This is a genomic window from Streptomyces sp. NPDC057253 (genome assembly GCF_042669125.1).
In the GTDB taxonomy this organism is placed as follows: domain Bacteria; phylum Actinomycetota; class Actinomycetes; order Streptomycetales; family Streptomycetaceae; genus Streptomyces.
In genome coordinates, this window is record NZ_JBHUXV010000035.1 from 1 (window position 1) to 19,532 (window position 19,532).

Here is a 19,532-nt window from a genome sequence, read left to right on the forward strand (position 1 = left end):
CGGTGGCGCCGAGAGGGGCGGGCACCGGGGCGGGTTCACTCGACGCCGACGCCGACGCCGACGCCGACGTCAGCAGCCGCAGCCACCGCCCCAGCGTCCGGCGCAGTTCCCCCTCCGGTACGACCGCGTCCGCCGCCCCCGCCGCCACCTGGGCCTCGGCCGTGTACGCCGACGGGTCCGCGTCCGGCGGCCGGACCCGGGAGCCCGCGAAGCCCACCTGGGCGCCGGGGAGGGCGAGGACCACATCGGCACCCGCGCCGAGGGTGGCCCAGCCGCCGCCCGTGGTGGGGTCGCGCACCACCGCGATCTGGGGCAGGCCGGCCTCCCGGGTCAGCGCCGACTGCCGTGCCACGCGCTGGAGTTGGGTCAGCGCGAGCATGCCCTCCTGCATCCGGCTGCCGCCGGTGGCCACCAACGGGACGACGGGCAGCCGGTGTTCACGCGCGTACGCGTACGCCGCCTCCAGCCGGTCGCCGGTGCGTTCGCCCAGGGAGCCGCCGAGGAAGCCGAACTCGAAGGCGATCAGGACGGCCCGGGTGCCCTCGACGTGCGCGGTGCCGCAGACGACCGACTCCTCCTCACCGGTGCGCTCGGCGGCACGGGCGCGCGAGGCGCCGTAGCCCTGCCAGCCGAGCGGGCCGTCTGGCTTGGACTGCCGTGCGGGGTAAGGGATTTCGGCGAAGTCGTCGGCGACCAGGGCGACGACCTCGCGGGCGGAGGGGCGCTCAGGCATGCAGGGCCCGCTTCATGATCTTCCCCATGTCGTTGCGGGGGAGCGCGGTCAGGTGGTGGAGGACCCGGGGCCGCTTGTGCGGCGCGAGCCGGCCGGCCACGTGGTCCGCCAGCTCCTCCAGCGTCGGCGGCGACTGCGGATCGGCCGGGACGATCCACGCCACGATCCGCTCGCCCAGATCGGGGTCCGGCTCCCCGGTCACGGCCGCCTCCCGCACCCCCGGGTGCTCCAGGAGCGCGTTCTCGATCTCACCCGCCCCGATCTTGTACCCCCCGCTCTTGATCAGGTCGGTGGCCTTGCGGCCGACGATCCGGACATAGCCGTCGGCGTCGCGGACCGCCATGTCCCCGGTCCGGAACCAGCCGTCCGCCGTGAACGCGGCCGCCGTCGCGTCCGGCCGGTTCAGGTACTCCGTGAACAGGTTCGGGCCGCGCACCTGGATCTCGCCCACCGTCTCGCCGTCGTACGCCGTGATCGGCGTGCCGTCCTCCTCCACCAGCCGCAGCTCCACGCCCGGCAGCGGCACGCCCACGGTCCCGGCGCGCGGCTCGCCGTCCGCGCGGACGCTGGTGTTCATGAGGGTCTCCGTCATGCCGTAGCGCTCGACGACCCGGCGGCCGGTCGCGGCCGCGATGCGCTCGTGGTCGTGCACCGGGAGCGCCGCCGAACCGGAGACGAGCAGCCGGGCGTGGGTCAGCGCCTTCACCAACTCCGGGTCCTCCGCCAGGGATTCGGCGATGCGGTGGTACATCGTCGGCACGCCGAACAGCATGGTCGCGCCGGCGTTCAGCTCGCGGGCCACGCCGTCGGTGCCGAAGCGGCCGAGGTGACGGACCGAGCCGCCGCGCCGGAGCGGGCCGAGGATGCCGAGGACCAGGCCGTGGACATGGAAGAGCGGCAGGCCGTGCACGAGGACGTCGTCCGCCGTCCACTGCCAGGCGTCGGCGAGGGCGTCCAGGGTGGTGGCGACGGCCCGGCGGGGGATGACGGCACCCTTCGGCGGCCCGGTGGTGCCGGAGGTGTAGACGACGAGGGCGGGGTCGCCGTCCTGGGCGCGGCTGTCGGGGGCGGCCCCGGTGGTGCCGTGCACGTCGACGTCGACGCGCTCCAAGTGGCTCACTGCTGACGGGAGTTCGGCGCCGGGTGCGGCGAGCAGCAGGCCCGGCGCGCTGTCGTTCAGGATGTGCCCGAGCTCCTTCTCCCCGGACTTCGGGTTGAGCGGCACCGCGGCCGTGCCGGCCTCCAGCGCCGCCACCACGGCCACCGCGGTCTCCAGTTCCGGGGTCGCCCAGACGGCCACCCGCTCGTACCGCGCGAGGGTGCCGGCCAGCGCGCCGGACGCGGCGGCGAGTTCGCCGTACGTCAGGGAACGGTCACCGAACCGCAAGGCGGGACGGTCCGCCGCGGTGCCGCCCGGCTCGGTGCCCCTGAGGGCCGGGAAGAGAGAGGTCACGCTTCACAACTCCTTAACCGTGGTCGCCTGTCGGTCCTACCCGAATCCCGGCACGACCATCACCAGCCACACCACCGCGGGCACCACCGCCACCACGATGCCCCCGTAGATCATCAGCTGCCGGAAGAACCGCTCGCGGTCCACGTCCGGTGCCGCGGCCAGCACCAGCGCGCCGTTCGTCGAGAACGGGCTCACGTCCACCACCGTCGCCGACACCGCCAGCGCCGCGACCATCCCGACTGCCCCTATCTCCCCCTGCGCGAGGAACGGCACCGCCAGCGGGATGAGCGCGCCCATGATCCCCACGGACGAGGCGAACGCCGAGACGATCGCGCCGATGTAGCACAGCAGTACGGCGGCCAGCAGCGGGACGCCGATGCCGCCGACGCCCTCACCGGCCCACTTGATCGTGCCCATCTCGTCCAGGACGCCGACGTAGGTGAGGACACCGCAGATCAGCAGGACCGTGGACCAGGCGATCTGCCCGACCGCCCGGCGGCTGTCGTCCGGCCAGACGGCGCTCAGGAGCACCGCGAGGGTGATCGACGTGAGGCCGGCGTCGAGATCGAAGGCGAGGACGGCGACGACGAGGGCCACCAGGGCGACGAGGGTGGCGGTGCGGGCGGGGGAGAGGCGGACGGGGTCGGGGGTGTTCGGGCGGTCGGACACGGCGGTGGCGGTCGTGGTGCCGGTGGGGGTGGGCTTGAGGCCGGTGCCGGTGCCGGTGCCGGTGCCCGTGCTTGTGCCTGTGCCTGCGCCTGTGCCTGCGCCTGTGCCTGCGCTGGTGTCCGTGCCGGTGGCTTTCGGGTCACCGGAGCCGGTGCCACCGTTCCCGTCCACCGGCACCGCCTCCTGCGACCACAGCTTCAACCCGCCGAACAGCACGAACATCACGCCCGCGATGACGAGGTTGGTGATCAGCGAGGCAAGGAAGAGGAACACCTCGTTGCCCGGGAGGTGCTCGCGCTCGACGATGCCGTTCACGATCGTGCCGTAGATGCTGATCGGTGAGAAACCGCCGCCCTGGGCGCCGTGCACCACCATCGCGCCCATCAGCAGCGGGCTGATCCCGTACCGCGCGGCGAAGCTCAGCGCGATCGGCGCCACGATCGCCACCGCGGCCGGGCTGACCGCGCCGATCGCCGTCAGCGCACCGGTGATCGCGAACATGACCCAGGGGATCAGCGCCACCCGTCCGCGCACCAGCCGGATGGACGCGTGGACCAGCCAGTCGGTGGTGCCGTTGGCCCGTGCGATGGCGAACAGGTACGTCACGCCGACCAGCACGACGAACAGGTCGCCGGGGAAGCCGGCGAAGATCCCGTCCGCGTCGAGGTCGGCGACGAGCTCGCCCACCGCGAAGGCGGCGGCGAAGGCGAGGGCGCCCATGTTGACGGAACGGGTGGTGGCGATGACGAACACCACGACCAGGACGAGGATCGAGATGAGTTCGGGGGACATACGGGCTCCCGTCTTTGGGCCCCGGAGCGATTGGTCAAGTGGCTGAGCCACTCAGCCACTGGGGGATGGCTGGTTAGCGTGGTGCGGGGCGGGCCGGAGGTCAAGAGAGCGCACAAAATTGGCTCAGCCACTTTGCCAATCGGCCGCTTATCCACACGGCCAATTGACCGGCTATGGGGGTGTTACTCTCCCGACGAACGAGAGGGGGACCCGTGACCGACGCCCTGCGCCCCATGTCCAAGCCACGCCTCTACGAGCAGGTGCTGGACCGGCTCCGCCAGTACGTCACCGAGGCCGGGCTCCGGTCCGGCGACCGGCTCCCGCCCGAACGCGACCTGGCCACCCGGCTCGGGGTCAGCCGGGCCTCCGTGAAGCAGGCGATCGTGGTCCTGGAGGTCCAGGGACTGGTCGAGGCGCGGCACGGCGGGGGGACGTATCTCGTCCGGGACAGCCTCGACGTGGAGCCCGTCGAGCGGATGGTCGAGCGGCGCCGGCGCCTGCCCGACGTCCTCGACGCCCGCGAGGCGCTGGAGACCAAGCTCGCCGAACTGGCCGCCGAACGCCGTACCGACGAGGACCTGTTCGCGATGCGGACCGCGCTCGCGAAGATGGCGGGCGAGATCGAGGACGGCGACCACGGCATCGAGGGTGACCGCATGTTCCACGCGGCGGTCACCGCCGCCGCGCACAGCGCCCTGCTCGCGGAGTTCATGCGCTCCATCGCCGACCAGATCGCCGAGAGCCGCACCGAGTCCCTCCGCCAGCCGCACCGCCCGGAGCGCTCCCTCGCCCAGCACCGGGCGATCCTCGACGCGATCGCGCTCCAGCGCCCGGGCCAGGCGGCCTCGGCGATGCGCCGGCACGTCCGCACGGTGGCGAAGGTACGGCTGCTGGACTGGGAGCCCGAGGCCGCCGAGTAGCGGCGACCGGGTCACCGCCGGGCGGCCGGATCGCCGCCGGGCGGCCGGGTCACCCCTGGGCAGTCGGGTCACCGCCGGGCGGTCGTGTCGCGGCCGGACAGCCAGGTCACCGCCGGGCGACCGAGTCACCGCCGGACGGTCGGGTCACCGCCGGGCGGCCGCCAGCACCTCCGCCACCACCCGCGGCAGCGACCCCGGATGCAGGAACAGGAAGAGGTTCGGCTCGACCAGTTCCAGTTCCATCACCCGCGGCCGCCCGTCCTCCCCGTCGACGAGGTCCACGCGCGCGTACAGCAGTTCCGGCGCCTCCGGTACGGCGGCCAGGGCCTGCTCGGCGACGGCGACCTCGGCCGGGGTCGGGGCCCAGGGCTCCAGGCCCGGGTGGGCGACCTTGGCCGCGTCGAAGGCGGTGCCGGGGGCGAGGACCGCCCGTTTGCGGCTCGCGTGCAGCAGCCGGCCCCCGAAGAACTGGAGCGCCCGCTCGCCGCCCGCGTCGATACCCCGCATGTAGGGCTGGACCATCGCCGTGAGCCCCTCGGCGTGCATGCGCTCCAGGTGTCGTACGGCGTCCTCGTGCTGCTCGGGCGTGTAGCGGGCGGCGTAGCGCGCGCCCGCCCCGGAGGTGGGCTTGACGACGTACTCGTGGTCGCCGGGCAGGTCGGCGGGGTCGCCCGGTGTGAGATAGCGGGTCGGCACCACCGGCACGTCCGCCCGGGCCAGCTCCCCGAGGTAGCGCTTGTCGGTGTTCCAGCGCACGACCTCCGCCGGGTTCGCGAGCCGGGTCGCCTTGCCGCACCGCTCGGCCCACGCCACGAACTCGGCCGCCCGCCAGCTGTAGTCCCAGGTGGAGCGGATGACGGCCAGGTCGTAGCCGGCCCAGTCGACGGAGTCGTCGTCCCAGCACACGGCCTGCGCGTCCGCGCCGGCCTCCCGCAGCGCGGCCACCAGCACGGGCAGGTCGGCGTCCTTGCTGGGTTCCGGTCGGGGGTCGTAGGTGACGAGGGCGACTCGGGGCACGGCGGGTTCCTTTCCCAAAGGGGGCGTCGGGCAGGCTAACCGCGGCCGGGGGAACCGCGGCAACCCCTTTACCTTCCCCCTGGGTGAAGCCCCAGCATCGGGATCGAGGAACACGGGATCGAGGAGGAGACCGGATGGAGTGGCTGACGATCGGTGCCTTCGCGCGGGCGTGCCGCCTGTCGCCGAAGGCGCTGCGGCTCTACGACGAGCTGGAGCTGCTGCGTCCGGCCCGCGTCGACCCGGGGTCGGGCTACCGCTACTACACCCCGGCCCAGCTGGAACAGGCCCGCCTGGTGGCGTGGCTGCGCCGCCTCGGGATGCCGCTGGCCCGTATCCGCACGGTGTGCGCCCTGCCGTCCGCCGCGGCCGCCGGCGAGATCAGGGCGTACTGGGCCGAGGTGGAGGCGGAGACGGCCGTACGGCGGGACCTCGCCGCGTTCCTCGTCGACGAGCTGACGGCGGCACCGAGGAAGGACACCACCATGCTCGAACTGCGTTACTCCGCCCACTCGGACCGCGGCCGGGTCCGCGCCGCCAACCAGGACACGGCGTACGCGGGCGCCCGCCTCCTCGCGGTCGCCGACGGCTACGGGCCGGCCGGCGCGCCCGCCAGCAGTGCGGCCGTGGCGGCCCTGCGGTTCCTGGACAGCGCGGAGCTGCTGGCCGGCGACGTCCTGAACGTCCTGGAGGACGCCGTGCACGGGGCGAGCGAGGCGGTACGGGACGCCGGCGACGGCACCGACGAGAACGGCACCACCCTGACCGCCCTGCTGTGGACGGGGTCCCGCCTCGCCCTGGTGCACATCGGCGACTCCCGCGCCTATCTCCTGCGCGGCGGCGCGCTCTTCCGCATCACCCACGACCACACGGTGGTGCAGTCGCTGATCGACGAGGGCCGGCTGACCGCCGAGGAGGCCGTCACCCACCCCCAGCGGGCACTGCTCCTCAAGGCCCTCAGCACCGCGGCGCCCGACGTGCGACTGCATGACGCGGAACCCGGCGACCGCTACCTGCTCTGCTCCGACGGCCTGTCCACGGTCGTCCCCGACGCCACAGTCCGCGACCTCCTCACCACCGCCCCCGACCCCGAGGCGGCCGTACACGCCCTGACCGACGCGGCGAACGCGGCCGGTGGCCCGGACAACGTCAGCTGTGTGGTGGCGGACCTGGTGGCCACAGCACCCTGACGACTGACAGCATCACGCCCATGTCGCTCTCCGGAACGGACGCGTACGACCGGGAGACCGGCCTCCCGCCGCTCGTCGTGCGAGCCCTCGCCGCGGCCCGCGTGCACGGCTTCCCCTACTCCTGCCGGCCCGAACAGGGACGTCTGCTGCGCGCCCTGGCCGGCGGGGCACGCGAGGCGATCGGGGAGACGGGCACCGGGTGCGGGGTCGGGCTCGCGTGGCTGGCGGCGGGGGCGCGGGACGGCGTACGGCTGATCAGCGTCGAGCGGGACCCGGACCGGGCGCGGGTGGCCGCGGAGGTCTTCGCCGACCGCCCCGATGTGCGGGTCCTGCACGGCGACTGGACCCGCGTCGCGGCCGACGCCCCTTACGACCTCCTGGTCCTCGACGGCGGCGGCACCGGCAAGACCCCCGACGACACCCCGGCCGATCCGGCGCGCCTTCTCGTCCCCGGCGGCAGGATCGTCGTGGACGACTTCACCCCGGCGACGGACTGGCCTCCCCGGCACGGCGGGTCCGTGGACCGGCCCCGGCTGTACTGGCTGGAGCACCCGGCCCTGGACACGGTCGAGATCCCCCTGGCGGCGGACCTGGCCACGCTGGTGGGGACGCGGCGGCGGGGCGGGGTCAGCGGAGGGTCCATCTCTGGAGCAGGCCCCAGGTGAACTCGGCTACCACCTCGCGGCGGACCCCCTCCTCGTCCGGGGCGGTGAAGGACAGGCCCCAGCGGGTCGGGGCCGTGCCTTCCAGGGGGCGGGCCGGGGCGAAGGCGCGGGCCGCCTCGTCGACCGTGCAGGACCACGGGGTCAGGTCGGCGAGGGTGCGGAGGGTGGGACCGGTCGCGGCGGGCGCCCGGATCAGCCACTCGTTCCAGACGGCGCCCGTCGGGGCCAGAAGGACCTCGAAGCGCAGGTCCGGCCAGAGCGGGACGGGCCACAGCCAGGCCTCGCACTCCAGGTCGCCCACCTTGCGGGTGAGGACGGTCTCCGGGGGGCCGAGGACCGAGCGGTAGCGGGAGGCGGCGGCGCGGGCGCGCGGGGAGCGGACCATCGCCTGCCAGCGCCGGTTGGCCTCCCGCATGTCCGCGATCGAGACACCCAGGGCGCGCCGGGCGTCCTCCACGGGGCCGGGGTTGTGGTCGGCCATGCGGCGCAGCAGGACCAGCTGGAAGTCATGGACGGTGAAGGGACCGGCCGGGGGCTTTCCGGAGGGCATGGTCCCCATCCTCCCCGACGGCACTGACACCGGGCCTGCGGCCGTCCGGGAGGAAGAGCACCGAGTTGATGTACCGCGGGCGGTGCAGAAAGGGCAGCACCCGGCGCAACAGCCCCTGGGAGACGACGTACGAGGCCCGCTCCTGGTGCGCCTCCAGGGGGAAGCCGGACAGCGGGACCCAGGTGGCGCGGGGCAGCACCCAGCCGTCGTAACCGAGCAGCGAGAGGTACGTCACCACCGGGGCGATCGGCTGGATCCGGGACTCCAGCTCGACGAAGAGCGCGGGCCGGTCGCGCGAGAGGATGCCGGTCGCCCCGCGCAGCACCGCCAGCTCGCTGCCGTCCACGTCGATCTTGATGAACCCGACGTCCTTCAGGGCCAGTTCGTCCAGCGTGACACAGCGGACGTTCAGCGCCCGGCCGTGGATGTCCCGCCGGACCAGCGAGGACACCCCGCGGTCGCCCTCGTCGCCGGGCGGCAGCCACAGCCGGGCGATCCCCGGCCGGTCGGCGGCGGCGGCCTGCACGACCCGGACGTTCGCCGGGGCCGCCGAGGTCAGCAGCCGGGCCAGATGCGGCACCGGCTCGACGGTCACCACCCGCCGCGCCCGCCCGGCCAGCCGCCGCGTCCACGGCCCGTACCAGCCGCCCACGTCCACGGCCGTACCGCAGCCCGCCGGGCACAGCTCGGCCAGCCGGGCGAGCTCCGGCTCGAAACGCGGGTACACGGCCCGGGCGGCCGCCGCGACGAGCCGGGTGGGCAGCAGGGGGGCCACTCTCGCCGCCCAGGTGCGCGCAGGTCGGGTCATGGAATCATCCCGGGGGTCTGGGGGGAACCCCCGGTACAGCGGCGCAGGAGGTCCTCGTGCTCGTCGTCGGTGACCTGCTCACCGGAGGCCGGCAGCAGCTGCGGGATGCCGTCGACGATCGGGTAGCGGCGCCGCAGCCGCGGGTTGTAGAGGGCCTCGTCCGGCGGTACGAGATGCAGCGGGCCCTTGTCGAGCGGGCAGGCCAGGATCTGCAGCAGCGGGTCGTCGGGGTTCATGGGGGTGTCAACTCCTTGGCACCGATGGGGGGTTGAGGAGCCGGATCGTGCTTGGGCATGGCCAGCAGTACGGCGACGGCGAGCACCGTGCCCGCGAGGCGCAGCGCGAGCCGCAGCGGGTCGTGGGGCAGGGACTCGCCGAACGAGAGCGTGCCGAGCACCGCCGTGTACAGGCAGGTCACCGTCGTGCACACCGGCACGATCAGCGAGGCCCGGCAGCGCTGGAGCGCCGCCTGCGACATCACCAGGCCGAACGCCCCGGTGAACAACAGGAGATACGGATACGGGGAGCGCAACAGCTCAACCACCGCGCTACCCAGCCCACTTGAGGTGAGATAGCTCGAAACCCCTTTGATCGCCAGCGAGCTGACCCCGTACAGCAGGCCCACGGCCACGCCGTACTCGACACCGGTCGTCGGCATGCGGTGCCGGTGCCGGGTGCGCCGCTCGGCGGAGCCGTACAGCCACACCCCCGCCGCCAGCGACGGCACGCACACCAGCAGGATCAACGGGTAGGGCGCGTCCCGGCTGACCCGGTCCGAGCCCTCCTTCAGGGACAGCACGACCATGAGCAGGGCGAGCAGGATGGCGCCCAGCGCGTACCGCTCCCGCCCGGTGGTCTCCTCGCCCAGCAGCCGTGCCGAAAGGAGCACCAGCAGCACCAGACCGGAGACGAAGATGCCCTGCGCGGCCGCGATCGGCAGGGTCCGGTACACCGCGAGCTGCGCCCCGAACCCGGCCGCCAGCGAGAGTGACCCGCCGATCCAGAGCGGGCTGCGCAGCACCAGCCCCAGCAGTCGCGCCGGCTGCCGGATCGTCACCTCCGGAAGGGAGCTCAACGCCCGCTTCTCCAGCACGAATCCGAGGCTGTACAGGGTGTTCGCCAACAGGGCCGCCGCCACTCCCCACCACATGGGCCCCGCCCCCTAGGTCTTCCGGGCGTGCAGCAGCAGGATCGACGCGAGGGACGGTCTGGCACACGCCAGCCGGTCCAGCGCCCGCAGCGGACGCGGCACGCCGTGGAAGGGGGCCCCTTCCAGCCGTACGACCTCGAAGCCGGCCGCCGCCACGAACTCCCGCAGCGCTCGCGCCGTGTACAGCCGCAGATGTCCTACGACCTCCCGCCCCGGCCGCCCGTGGATCGCCCGCAGACTCACCTCCGAGAACACCGGCTGGACCCCGGCGAGGAGCAGCCCGCGGTTGTACCAGGCGGCCAGGTTCGGTGTGGACAGCATGAGATGGCCTCCGGGGCGCAGGACGCGGCGGATCTCGTCCAGCGCCGAGTCCGGGTCGACGAGATGCTCGACGACCTCGCTGAACAGCACGGCGTCGACCGAGCCGTCCCTGAACGGCAGGCCGGTGCCGCCCAGTTCACCCCGAATGGCGTACGGCAGCCTGGCGGCGGCCCGCTTGAGGGCGTCCTGGGACCAGTCGACGCCGACGATCCGGTGACCGGGCAGGAGCGGGGCGGCGGTGGCGGCCGCGGTGCCGTCGCCGCAGCCGATGTCGAGGACGGTGGCCGCGCTCGTGCCGGGCGCTCCGAGGGCCCTCGCGAGCATGCGGGCCTGGCGCAGGGAGCGGGGGGTGCCGGAGGCGACCGGGACGGCGGGGTCCTCGTAGAAGTCCCGGAGGCCGCCGCGGCGCGGGGGCGCGGTGGTGTTCACGGGGCCACCTCCGTGGTGTGCAGGTAGTGCTCGAACAGGTCCCGCAGATGGGCGCCGTCGCCGTGCCCGAGCAGGGCCCGCGACCAGCGCAGGGCGAGGTGCAGCCGGCCGGCGGTCGAGGCGGTCGTGACCGTGAGGCCGCGGGGCATCCTGGCGGGCGCCGAGAACCACACGGCGTGTGCGCGGCCGGCCTCCTCGCCGAAGTCCAGGGGGTAGGGGATGCGGCCGATGTTGCTGAGCAGGGTGGTGGAGGTCCAGGGGGCGGCGGCCCTGCGGAGACCTCTGGTGAGGGCCGCGCGCCAGGTCACCGGGGTGACGGGGGCGGTGAGGAGGCCCGCGCCGTGGCCGAGTTGGGGGCGGCTGAGGGACTTGAGGGCGCGGGTTCGCTGCGCCGTGCGGCGCAGGAGGTCGGGCATGTCCTCGGGTTTTCTCGTCAACTCCGTTGGCGAGAAGGGGACTTCCACCAGTCGGGTGCCGTTTCCTATCGGCATCGTCATGTCTCTGGGGCGGTCGTCCACGGGCATGGTGATGCGGAGGGGGCGGGGGGCTTCGCCGTGTTCCCTGTTCCAGTGGGCGATGGTCAGGGCCGTGGTGACCATGAGCTGGTCGTTGACGGTGTAGGGGGAGCCCTTGGGGCGGTGGGGGAGGGGGAGTTCGGTGACGAGGAGGCCGTTGCCGGGGGAGTTCTCGGGTGTGCCGGGTGCTACGCGGGCTGGGCGGGTCCAGTTGGAGGGGGTGTCCGTGGCTTGTGGCGGGTCCGGGGGGCGGATGGGGGCTGGGGTGGGGGAGTTGTCCTTGCCGCCGTAGATTTCCGCGGCGGTGGCGAGGATGCGGAGGCAGGCGGGGCCGTCCAGGGCTGTGTGGTTGATGGTGAGGAAGAGGACGGTTGTTTGTCGGCTGCGGGTGAGTGGGGGCTTGTCGCGCCCCGCGGCGGAGCCGCTAGTCGATACAGCCCCGCGCCCCCAAGAAGGTGGGTGCGGGCCTACCATGTCCGTCGCCTCGCTGCCCTCTGCCGGGCCCGCGCCCTCCACCACCTCCAGCCGTATCGGTGGGGACAAGGAAAGCGGAGGGGCCTCGACCAGGGCCCTTGTCCTCGCGTCCCGCAATGCGTTACGCCCCGGAGCCGGAAAGGACACCACCTCCAAGTCCGGCTCCGCCGTCAGCTCCCACTCGTAGCGGCGGCGGTACCAGCCCCCCCGCGCCTCCCGCATCAGGATCCGTGGGTGTCGGTGCAGGGCCTCCGTGAACGCCTTCCTCATGCGTGCCGGGTCCAGGTGGCCCGGCAGGTGGACCTCGATGTGGACCGTCTCCGGTTCCTCCTCCTGGAGGCAGTGCCGGGAGACCTCGTCGACCACCGGGAACGGGATCCGTGCGGGAGTCGTCATGCGGGGTCGCCCCTTCCCTTCTCCACTTCGACCGGCGGCAGTTGCTGGGTCGGTGCCTCGGCGTCGGGGCGCTCCTCCCGCTCCCGCACACTCACCAGCGCCGCGAACAGGCCGAGCAGCGCCAGCAGTTGGGCCGTGTGGCCGAAGGCGCCCTCCGATGCGCCCACCGGCTCGCCCGCCCCCACCGCGGCGGCGATCCCGGCCCCCGCCAGGGAGACGAAGGCGATCGGGACCAGCCACGAATGGCGTCGGGAAGCAAGCACGGCCAGGGCCGGGACCAGCAGGGCGAACCAGCCGGCGATCACTACGCCCACCAGGGTGAGCGCCAGCACCCCGAGCCACACGCCCGGCGCCGGAGGCACCCGCTGCGGTTCGTCGGGGTTCGGGGAGCGCCTGCGCCACAGCACCAGGCCCACCAGGACCGCCAGGGCGACCCCGCTGCCGATCAGCGCGCCGTCGTACGTCGTGGCGGGTTCGTACGACAGCTTCACCGCGCCGCCCGCGCCCGCCGGGATCCGCCAGCCCTGCTGCCAGCCGTCCAGCCGTACCGGCGACAGCGTCCTGCCGTTCAGGGTGGCCTTCCAGCCGTCGTTGTAGTTCTCGTACGTCGTCAGGTACGAGGCCGCTCCCGAACCGACCGTGACCTCGCGCTTGTCGCCGAGCCAGTCCTGGATGCGCAACTCGCGGGTGAGCGCGGTGGGTTCGGCGACCGTGCCGCGGGTCAGGGTGAGGTCGGTGAGGACCAGTGGTCCGGCGTCACCGGCCTCGACGACGTGTTCACCGGAGGTTAGGGTCAACTCGGTGTCCGAGCCGCCGCCCTGACAGAGCGTCACCGTCAGCAGGCGGCGGTCTGTCAGGTCGCGGATCCGGCCCGACACGCCGGTCTGGTAGAGCTTGCCGTCGACCGCCACCACAGGTCCCTGTCCGCACGGCAGCGAGAACGTCCGGGTGGCCTTGGGCTGCGGGGTCCGGTACTGGTCGAGGGCCGGGAGGTACGCCTCCGTCAGGCCCACCGGGAGCTGGAGATCCTCGTCGGCGACCGGGTTGTGCAGGGTCAGCGGGGCCGTCTTGGTGATCGTGATGTCGAGGCGGTCGGTGGTGATCGCCGGGAAGCGCACCGCGCCGTTCTCGTCGACCCCGGCGACCGTCGCGCCGTCGGGCGAGGTGATGTCCACCTCGGTGGGACGGCTGGACAGGCCGCCCGCGGGCGCCAGCACCACCTCGGAGATGGGCTGTTTGCCGTTCCAGCTCAGGTGGATGGTGGGGCGGTCGCCCGCGATCCAGGCCGTCGTGAGGTCGCCGTCGGTGAGGTTGCGGGCGGACAGGCCGGTGCCGAGCGTGGCCGTGGAGTCGGCGGTCGCGGTGATGCGGTTGCGCTGGTCCGGGGCGACCTCGTACAGCAGCTTGTCTAGTGCCTCCCCGGACACCGGCACCGCGCTCGCCTTCACCGAGTACGTCCCCGAGGCCTCGGTGGTGAAGCGGCGGTGCAGGCCAGCCTCGGTGCCGGTCGGGGAGATCCCGGCCGGGTCGGGCACCCGGTGCAGGGAGACGGTCTCGGCGGCCGCGTCGGAGGAGTTCGCGTCGGTCGGCAGCCGCAGCAGCCGGGTCACCTGGACGCCGGGCAGGTCGATCTCCGAGAACCCGGCCCCGGCGAGCCCGGTCCGGCGCGCCACCGAGTCGGTGATGGTCAGCTTCATCCACCCCGTCCTCCCGGGCGGCGCCTTGATGCTCTGCGTCGAGCCGTCGGCGCGCAGGAAGCTGGTCCGCGACCCGTTCTCCGTCTCCACCCGCACCTTGGTCGCCGCCGACCGCACGCTCTCCTGCGGCAGCGGCGTGACCTTGAAGGAGGAGGGCATGTCGTACGCCGGATCGGAGAAGGCGATGCGCAGCCACTGCCCGTCCGGCGAGCCCGCCACGCCCTCCGCCCACGCGGTGTCCGGATTGCCGTCGAAGGCGTTGACCGGGTCGAACTGCGGGAGGTGGAACAGCCAGTTGCCGTACGAGGCCGCCGTCACCGAGCGGGCGCCGCGCAGTTCGGCGACCGTTTGGTGGTCGAGGCCCTTCGTCGGCAGGATCTGGTGCGGTTTCTCCCCGGCGTCCTGGGCGGCCCCGGAGGCGTTGCGCTCGTCGCTGGTGTACGTGTACGACGTGTTGGCGTTGACGAGCCCGAAGCGGGTGTCCGCGCGCCGCAGCCCGTCGCCGACGATCTGGAGCGCCGGGGTGCCGAGCCCGGGGTGGTTGTCACCGGTCAACACGGTGGCCCGGCCCCGCAGTTCGGTCGCCAGCGGCAGCAGCGACTCGGGGCCGCCGGACACCTGGGCGGTGTCGGCGACCGGCAGCAGACCGGTCTGTCCGGGCCGGGTCACGCTCTCGCTCGCCGGCCGGTAGATCTCCACCGCCCGCTGCCTCGGGTACAGCCCCTCGACCTGGAGCGGGGTGTCGTGGGCGATCCGGCCGCCCGTCATCAGCGGCCCGAGACCCGTCACCCGCTCGTAGCCGGACTGTTCGAGGGCCCGCTTGACGACCGAGGAGGACACGGTGCCGATCTGGTCGGGGTCGAGGTCGTTGCGGACGACGACGTAGTAGACCCCGGCCCGGCTCAAGTAGTCGGCGAGGCCCGGTATTTCACCGCCGGTCATCAGCGCCTGCTCGACCGCGTCCATGGCCCGCCGGTTGCCGGGGGTGCCGAAGGGGACGTAGTCCCGTTGCGCCCAGCGGGACTCGGCGAGGACGTCGAGCGGCTGGTCGATGGGCGAGCCCCAGGTGTAGATGCCGTGCGCGGTCGCGGGGACGACGAGGGCGCGTGAGTCGGGGGAGTACTTCTCCAGCCAGTCGGCCGTGGTGTGCCAGTACTTCGGCAGCTGCTGGAAGGAACCCGGGTTCAGGATCGAGCCGTTGAGATACGGCCACAGCAGTCCGGGCAGGATGAGGACGGCCGCGATCAGCGGGGCGTACCGGCGGCCCCTGACCTCTCTCGCCCCGCGCGTCTCGGCGGCCACCCCCAGCAGATGGGCGAGGCCCAGCACCAGCGCGAGGGCCAGGCCCGGCTGGAACTTGTAGATGTTGCGGAAGGGGGCGAGCCAGCCGTTGAGCCAGTCCTGCACCAGTCCGTGGAAGGGGGCGCCGAACGCGCCGCCGTACCCCGCGAGCAGCACCAGGACCGCGGTCAGCGCGGTCAGCACCAGCCAGCGCCGCTCGGGCATGTCCCGGCGCGCCAGGCCCGCGAGGCCGAGCCCGGCCGCGAACGCCGAGCAGAGGATCACGATCACCGAGGAGGCCACGGTCCAGCCGGCCGGCAGCCACGCCTCCCCCAGGTGCAGATAGGCGACCCAGTTGCCGGCGCCGCGCAGGGCCTCGGTCGCCGACATCGTCTCGGTCGTGGTCCGCGCGCTCTCGACGTACGGCAGGAAGTTCTCGCCGTAGACGCCGAGCAGCAGCAGCGGGATCACCCACCAGGCGGTCGCCAGGATCACGCCCGGCACCCACCAGGCGATCAGTTTGCGCTGCCGGGGGCCGGGTGGCCGGGACAGCAGGTACAGCCCGACCGGCAGCAGACAGGCGAGGGTGGAGGCCGCGTTCACGCCGCCCATGAAGGGGATGATCAGCGCCGAGCGCAGGGCGGCGATCCGGGCGCTGTAGCGCTCGTCGGTCAGCGGCAGCAGCACCCAGGGCAGGAAGGCGCCGGGCAGCGCGGCGGCGGAGGTGGAGCCGACGACGATCGTGAAGACGGGCCACAGCGCGTAGGCGACGGCGGCCAGCAGCCGGGAGGCGCCGTTGCCGACGCGCAGCCGCTCGGCGAGCCTGAGCGCGCCCCAGAACGCGACCGACACCACCAGCGACAGCCACAGCCGTTCCACCAGCCACACCGGCAACTGGAGGGCGTGGCCCAGCCAGTAGAACGGCAGCATCGGCCACAGATAGCCGACGTACTGGTCCTGGATCCCGCCGAAGGACCCCTGGTCGTGCCACAACTGCCCGAGATCGGCGAGGAACCGGCCGGGGTCCGTGGTGACGCCGAGCTTGGTGTCGAAGGTCTGCCGCCCCGGGTGCACCGCCAGGAACAGCACGAACACCACGGCCCAGAACCCCAGCAGCCAGCTCCGCGACCGGGGGCCCTCCGGCGGGCCCGACATGATCGCGGTGGTGGGTTCGGCTGCCGGAGGAGGGGCCTGGACCGTGGACGTCGTCATGGTGGACACCGCCGGAGGATGAGGAGGAGGTTCCAGGTGGCGACCTCGCGGATGCCGGGAGCCCTGACGACGGTCTCCGCGAGGAAGGGCCAGTAGCGGGAGCGCGCCGAGACGACCGTGACGTCGTCCCGCGCACGCACCAGCCGCAGGGTCGGGCCGATGTGCACGGCGAACAGGTTCTCGCCGAGGGTGTGCTTGGCGGCCTTTCCGGTACGGCGCCGGTAGCGGGCCCGGGCCCGCTCGGCACCCAGGTAGTGCCAGGGCGCCCACTCGTGACCGCCCCACGGGGACAGCCAGTTGGTGAACGACACGTAGATCAGCCCACCGGGCCGGGTGACCCGGATGAGCTCACTGAGAAAGGTCTGCGGATCGGCCACGTGCTCCAGCACGTTGGAGGAGAAGGTGACGTCGGCGACGGCGTCGCGCAGGGGCAGCAGATAACCATCTGCGATCACGGCGGAGTCGGGCGGCTTGTCTCCCAGTTCGCGTGGATCGGGTTCGAAGAGATATGCGTGCCCTCCTCGACGCCGGAACTCCTCGGTGAAGTACCCGCCACCACCACCGACGTCCACGACGGTACGACCGGCGACGGGCCCGTCGTAGGCCTCGACCTGGTCCACGGCGTCACGAGCGAGCAGCGAATAGCAGGCATCGGGATCATCCTGCTCGTGCCGGAAGGCGCGAAGGAGATTCAGGGAACGTCGAAACGAGGGGTCCCTGAGATTTTGGGGGCGCGGGGCAGCATTGAATATGCGGCTACCGCCGCGTGCGCGCGACCAGCCACGACGGAGCCGCACCCGAGTCACGGCCCCCAGCCCCTCACCGCCTCGGAGGCAACCGCCCGAAACTGTCTGACAGTCCGATGCCAACGGAACCGCGCAGCCCGGTCACGAGCGGCCTTGCCCATCAACTCCCGGCGATGTGAGGACAGAGCCAACGTGCACCAAGCGGCGGCGAACGAGGACTCCCCCCGCGCCAGCACCCCCGTCTCCCCGTCCACGACGGAATCCCGCAGCCCGGGCACGTCGAAGGCGATGGTCGGCGTCTCCCGGGTCGCGGCCTCGGTCACCACCAGCCCCCACCCCTCGACGGCGGACGGGTGGAGCAGCAACCAGGCCTCGCACAGGAGCCGGTGCTTCTCGGCCTCGGACACATGCCCGGTGAACTCCACACCGGGACCGGCGAGTTGCTCCAGGCGGGACCTCTCAGGACCGTCGCCCACGATCACCAGCCGTCCCCCGGTCACCGGCCGCACCCGCTCCCAGAGCCGCAGCAGCAGATCGATCCGCTTGTACTCGACCAGCCGGCCCACGGCCACGAACAGCGGTTCCGGCGAGCGCCGCACCAGCGGCTCCGGCTCCTCGACGCCGTTGTGCACGACCCGGATACGGTCCCGTTCGACGCCGATCGCCCGCAGCGCGTGGGCGGTCGACGGGGACACGGCCACCAGCAGACTCCGCCCGCGGGCCGCCGCACCGGCCAGCGCCCAGTGTTCGAGTCTTCGGCCGAGCCGCGCGGCAGGCGCCAAGGGGCCGCCGAACCGCATCTTCCACAGATCGGTGTGGACGTGGTTGACCAGGCACAGCGTGGGACCGCGGTGCCACAGGGGCGCGAGGTACGGCATGCCGTTGCACACCTCGACCAGCAGGTCGGTCTCGCCGACCTGGCGGCTGAAGGCCGTACGGGCGCGCAGGTAGTGCCCGAACTCGCCGCCCGCCGACACGACCCGGTAGTCCCGGTAGGAGGCGGGCCCGCCGCACAGCAGGGTCACCTGGTGGCCGAGTCCGGTCAGTCCGTCGGCAAGCCGGTCGACGAGCAGCTCGGAGCCGCCCGCGGCCGGGTTGTCGAGGTCGCGATGGGCGAGGAAGACGATGCGGCGCGGAGGTGGGGGGAGCGCCGGGGAGTGCTGTGAGGTGTGCTGCGAATGGTGCGATGAGGGTTGCCGTTGCGACGCCTGGGAAGGCGACCGCAGCGGATGGGGCACGTGCTGGGGCATGGGTGCTCCAACTCGTCTCAGGGTGCGGAACTCAGCGGTGTTTTCCGCCTGCTTGTGGGGGGACTGTGCGCTTTCTTGGATGTGGGTGTGGACGGGTTGTGCTGGGGTGGGGTGGCACAGTTTTCGCCCACAGGTTCGCCGTGGCTACTCACGCACGTGACAATTTCCGGGCTTATTAGAGCTGACGTCCAGTCACATCGTGAGGACGGGCTCGGGCGTATCGCTCATATCGGTGGACTCGGGGCGCCTGCGCCCCCGTACCACCAAAACGCCCCCCACGGCAGCCAGTACGAATCCAGCCACAGCAGCCCCGATCGGCAACGTCTCACCCACCGCGCGCAGTTGTCCGCTGTCCCGCTTGGCGAGCCGTACCGCGTCCTTCTGGGTCGCGGTCGTGAACGCGATCTTCCGGCTGTCCAGCAGGACCACGGCGTCCTTCTTCGAGCCGGGTGCCCGCAGCGTGCGCTTGGGGCCCACCTGCGCGTAGACGACCCGGCCGGTGCGCTGGTCCACGACCAGCTCGATGCCATGGTTGGAGTACCACTCCTCGGCCAGCACCTGCGGCCGGTCGGGTTCGTCCACGATCGTGCCCGGCACCAGCCGGGTCCCGACCTTCGCCGGGGCGACCGTGCCGGTGAACCGGTAACCCGTGTACCCCTGAACCTTCTTCGTACCCCGGTAGTGCAACGTCACCGTGGATCCCAGGGAGTTGTCCCACCACTGGTAGGAGCGTCGCTGCACGTCGAAGGGGAACTTCAGATAGGCCTCGCCCTCGATGTACGGCTTCTCGCCGCAGCAGTGCACCGGCTTGGTGGTCCTGCGGTCCATGACCCAGCGGTGCGGGATGAACTCCAGGGCGTCGTGGGGATCGGCGGCCGGCAGGGACTTGTCGGTGTCGACGGTGGTGGTCACGTCCCACACCGCGGCCCGGCCGCTGCGCTCGCTGTCCTCGACGTTGCCGCGCACCCGCTGGGTGACGGTGATCCGCTGGTCGGGGACGGTCTTGACCTGTTCGGTGTCGAAGACGCTGCCCGTGCCGCGGTAGACGGCGGTCTGGTCGATGTCGATCGGGTTCACGGCGGCGCGCGGTTCCACGTACCACGCGAGCAGGGGCGCCAGTACCAGCAGAAAGGTGCCGAGTCCCAGCAGAATCAGGGAGATTGGAGAGGCTGTACGGCGCATCCGGACACTCCAGGGGCGTGAGATGACGGAGTTCGGGCCGCTCTATGGGCCGGAGACCGTAGGCGTATCGGCACGGGGTGTCAAC

The 19,532-nt window shown here is 72.7% G+C and carries 17 protein-coding genes; 3 read left to right on the forward strand and 14 right to left on the reverse strand.

The annotated features are described in order from the left end of the window. The 3 genes from ACFULQ_RS20485 to ACFULQ_RS20495 form a co-directional block, all read right to left on the reverse strand. A partial coding sequence (locus ACFULQ_RS20485) for a carboxyl transferase domain-containing protein (protein ID WP_383545946.1) occupies positions 1–733 on the reverse strand: 733 nt, incomplete at its 3' end. Then, positions 726–2,186, reverse strand: a complete 1,461-nt coding sequence (locus ACFULQ_RS20490; protein ID WP_383545947.1) for an acyl-CoA synthetase — start codon at positions 2,184–2,186, stop codon at positions 726–728. The genes ACFULQ_RS20485 and ACFULQ_RS20490, both read right to left, overlap by 8 nt. 36 nt (positions 2,187–2,222) lie before the next feature. After that, the gene (locus tag ACFULQ_RS20495) at positions 2,223–3,647 is read right to left on the reverse strand and encodes an SLC13 family permease (RefSeq protein ID WP_383545949.1); all 1,425 of its coding nucleotides are present in this window, start codon (positions 3,645–3,647) and stop codon (positions 2,223–2,225) included. A gap of 212 nt (positions 3,648–3,859) precedes the next feature. Here ACFULQ_RS20495 and ACFULQ_RS20500 point away from each other — a divergent pair, with 212 nt between their 5' ends. Then, positions 3,860–4,567, forward strand: a complete 708-nt coding sequence (locus ACFULQ_RS20500; RefSeq protein WP_383545950.1) for a FadR/GntR family transcriptional regulator — start codon at positions 3,860–3,862, stop codon at positions 4,565–4,567. Between the two features lie 144 nt (positions 4,568–4,711). Here ACFULQ_RS20500 and ACFULQ_RS20505 read toward each other — a convergent pair whose 3' ends face one another. Next, the gene (locus tag ACFULQ_RS20505) at positions 4,712–5,584 is read right to left on the reverse strand and encodes a RimK family alpha-L-glutamate ligase (protein WP_383545952.1); all 873 of its coding nucleotides are present in this window, start codon (positions 5,582–5,584) and stop codon (positions 4,712–4,714) included. A 134-nt stretch (positions 5,585–5,718) separates the two neighbouring features. On the opposite strand from ACFULQ_RS20505, the gene ACFULQ_RS20510 reads away from it, so the two are divergent. Both ACFULQ_RS20510 and ACFULQ_RS20515 read left to right on the forward strand, forming a co-directional pair. Further along, on the forward strand, positions 5,719–6,771 hold the full coding sequence (locus ACFULQ_RS20510) for a MerR family transcriptional regulator (RefSeq protein WP_383545954.1): 1,053 nt from the start codon (positions 5,719–5,721) through the stop codon (positions 6,769–6,771). Between the two features lie 20 nt (positions 6,772–6,791). Further along, positions 6,792–7,436 (forward strand): O-methyltransferase, encoded by a 645-nt coding sequence (locus ACFULQ_RS20515; RefSeq protein WP_383545956.1) that lies wholly within the window; start codon positions 6,792–6,794, stop codon positions 7,434–7,436. On the opposite strand, the gene ACFULQ_RS20520 is transcribed toward ACFULQ_RS20515, so the two are convergent. The 10 genes from ACFULQ_RS20520 to ACFULQ_RS20565 form a co-directional block, all read right to left on the reverse strand. Further along, the gene (locus tag ACFULQ_RS20520) at positions 7,399–7,995 is read right to left on the reverse strand and encodes a hypothetical protein (RefSeq protein ID WP_383545958.1); all 597 of its coding nucleotides are present in this window, start codon (positions 7,993–7,995) and stop codon (positions 7,399–7,401) included. The two genes, ACFULQ_RS20515 and ACFULQ_RS20520, sit on opposite strands and share 38 nt — an antisense overlap. Beyond that, positions 7,943–8,794 (reverse strand): FkbM family methyltransferase, encoded by an 852-nt coding sequence (locus ACFULQ_RS20525; protein WP_383545959.1) that lies wholly within the window; start codon positions 8,792–8,794, stop codon positions 7,943–7,945. The genes ACFULQ_RS20520 and ACFULQ_RS20525 overlap by 53 nt, the downstream gene beginning before the upstream one ends. Beyond that, on the reverse strand, positions 8,791–9,030 hold the full coding sequence (locus ACFULQ_RS20530) for a Trm112 family protein (RefSeq protein ID WP_383545961.1): 240 nt from the start codon (positions 9,028–9,030) through the stop codon (positions 8,791–8,793). The genes ACFULQ_RS20525 and ACFULQ_RS20530 overlap by 4 nt, the downstream gene beginning before the upstream one ends. Continuing rightward, entirely contained in the window at positions 9,027–9,932 is a 906-nt protein-coding gene (locus ACFULQ_RS20535) for a hypothetical protein (RefSeq protein WP_383546072.1), read from the reverse strand. Before ACFULQ_RS20535 ends, ACFULQ_RS20530 begins: the two co-directional genes overlap by 4 nt. 24 nt (positions 9,933–9,956) lie before the next feature. Next, complete coding sequence (locus ACFULQ_RS20540) at positions 9,957–10,694, reverse strand: methyltransferase domain-containing protein (protein ID WP_383545963.1); 738 nt, start codon at positions 10,692–10,694, stop codon at positions 9,957–9,959. Next, positions 10,691–12,079, reverse strand: coding sequence for a condensation protein (locus ACFULQ_RS20545; protein WP_383545964.1), 1,389 nt, complete (start codon positions 12,077–12,079; stop codon positions 10,691–10,693). Before ACFULQ_RS20545 ends, ACFULQ_RS20540 begins: the two co-directional genes overlap by 4 nt. Next, positions 12,076–16,269: an alpha-(1->3)-arabinofuranosyltransferase family protein gene (locus ACFULQ_RS20550; RefSeq protein ID WP_383546073.1), complete on the reverse strand. Its 4,194-nt coding sequence runs from the start codon at positions 16,267–16,269 to the stop codon at positions 12,076–12,078. The genes ACFULQ_RS20545 and ACFULQ_RS20550 overlap by 4 nt, the downstream gene beginning before the upstream one ends. Next, on the reverse strand, positions 16,266–17,021 hold the full coding sequence (locus ACFULQ_RS20555) for a class I SAM-dependent methyltransferase (RefSeq protein WP_383546075.1): 756 nt from the start codon (positions 17,019–17,021) through the stop codon (positions 16,266–16,268). The genes ACFULQ_RS20550 and ACFULQ_RS20555 overlap by 4 nt, the downstream gene beginning before the upstream one ends. 50 nt (positions 17,022–17,071) lie before the next feature. After that, the gene (locus ACFULQ_RS20560) at positions 17,072–18,265 is read right to left on the reverse strand and encodes a glycosyltransferase family 4 protein (RefSeq protein ID WP_383545966.1); all 1,194 of its coding nucleotides are present in this window, start codon (positions 18,263–18,265) and stop codon (positions 17,072–17,074) included. A gap of 192 nt (positions 18,266–18,457) precedes the next feature. After that, the gene (locus ACFULQ_RS20565; RefSeq protein WP_383545967.1) at positions 18,458–19,447 is read right to left on the reverse strand and encodes a DUF3068 domain-containing protein; all 990 of its coding nucleotides are present in this window, start codon (positions 19,445–19,447) and stop codon (positions 18,458–18,460) included. Between the last annotated feature and the right edge of the window lie 85 nt (positions 19,448–19,532).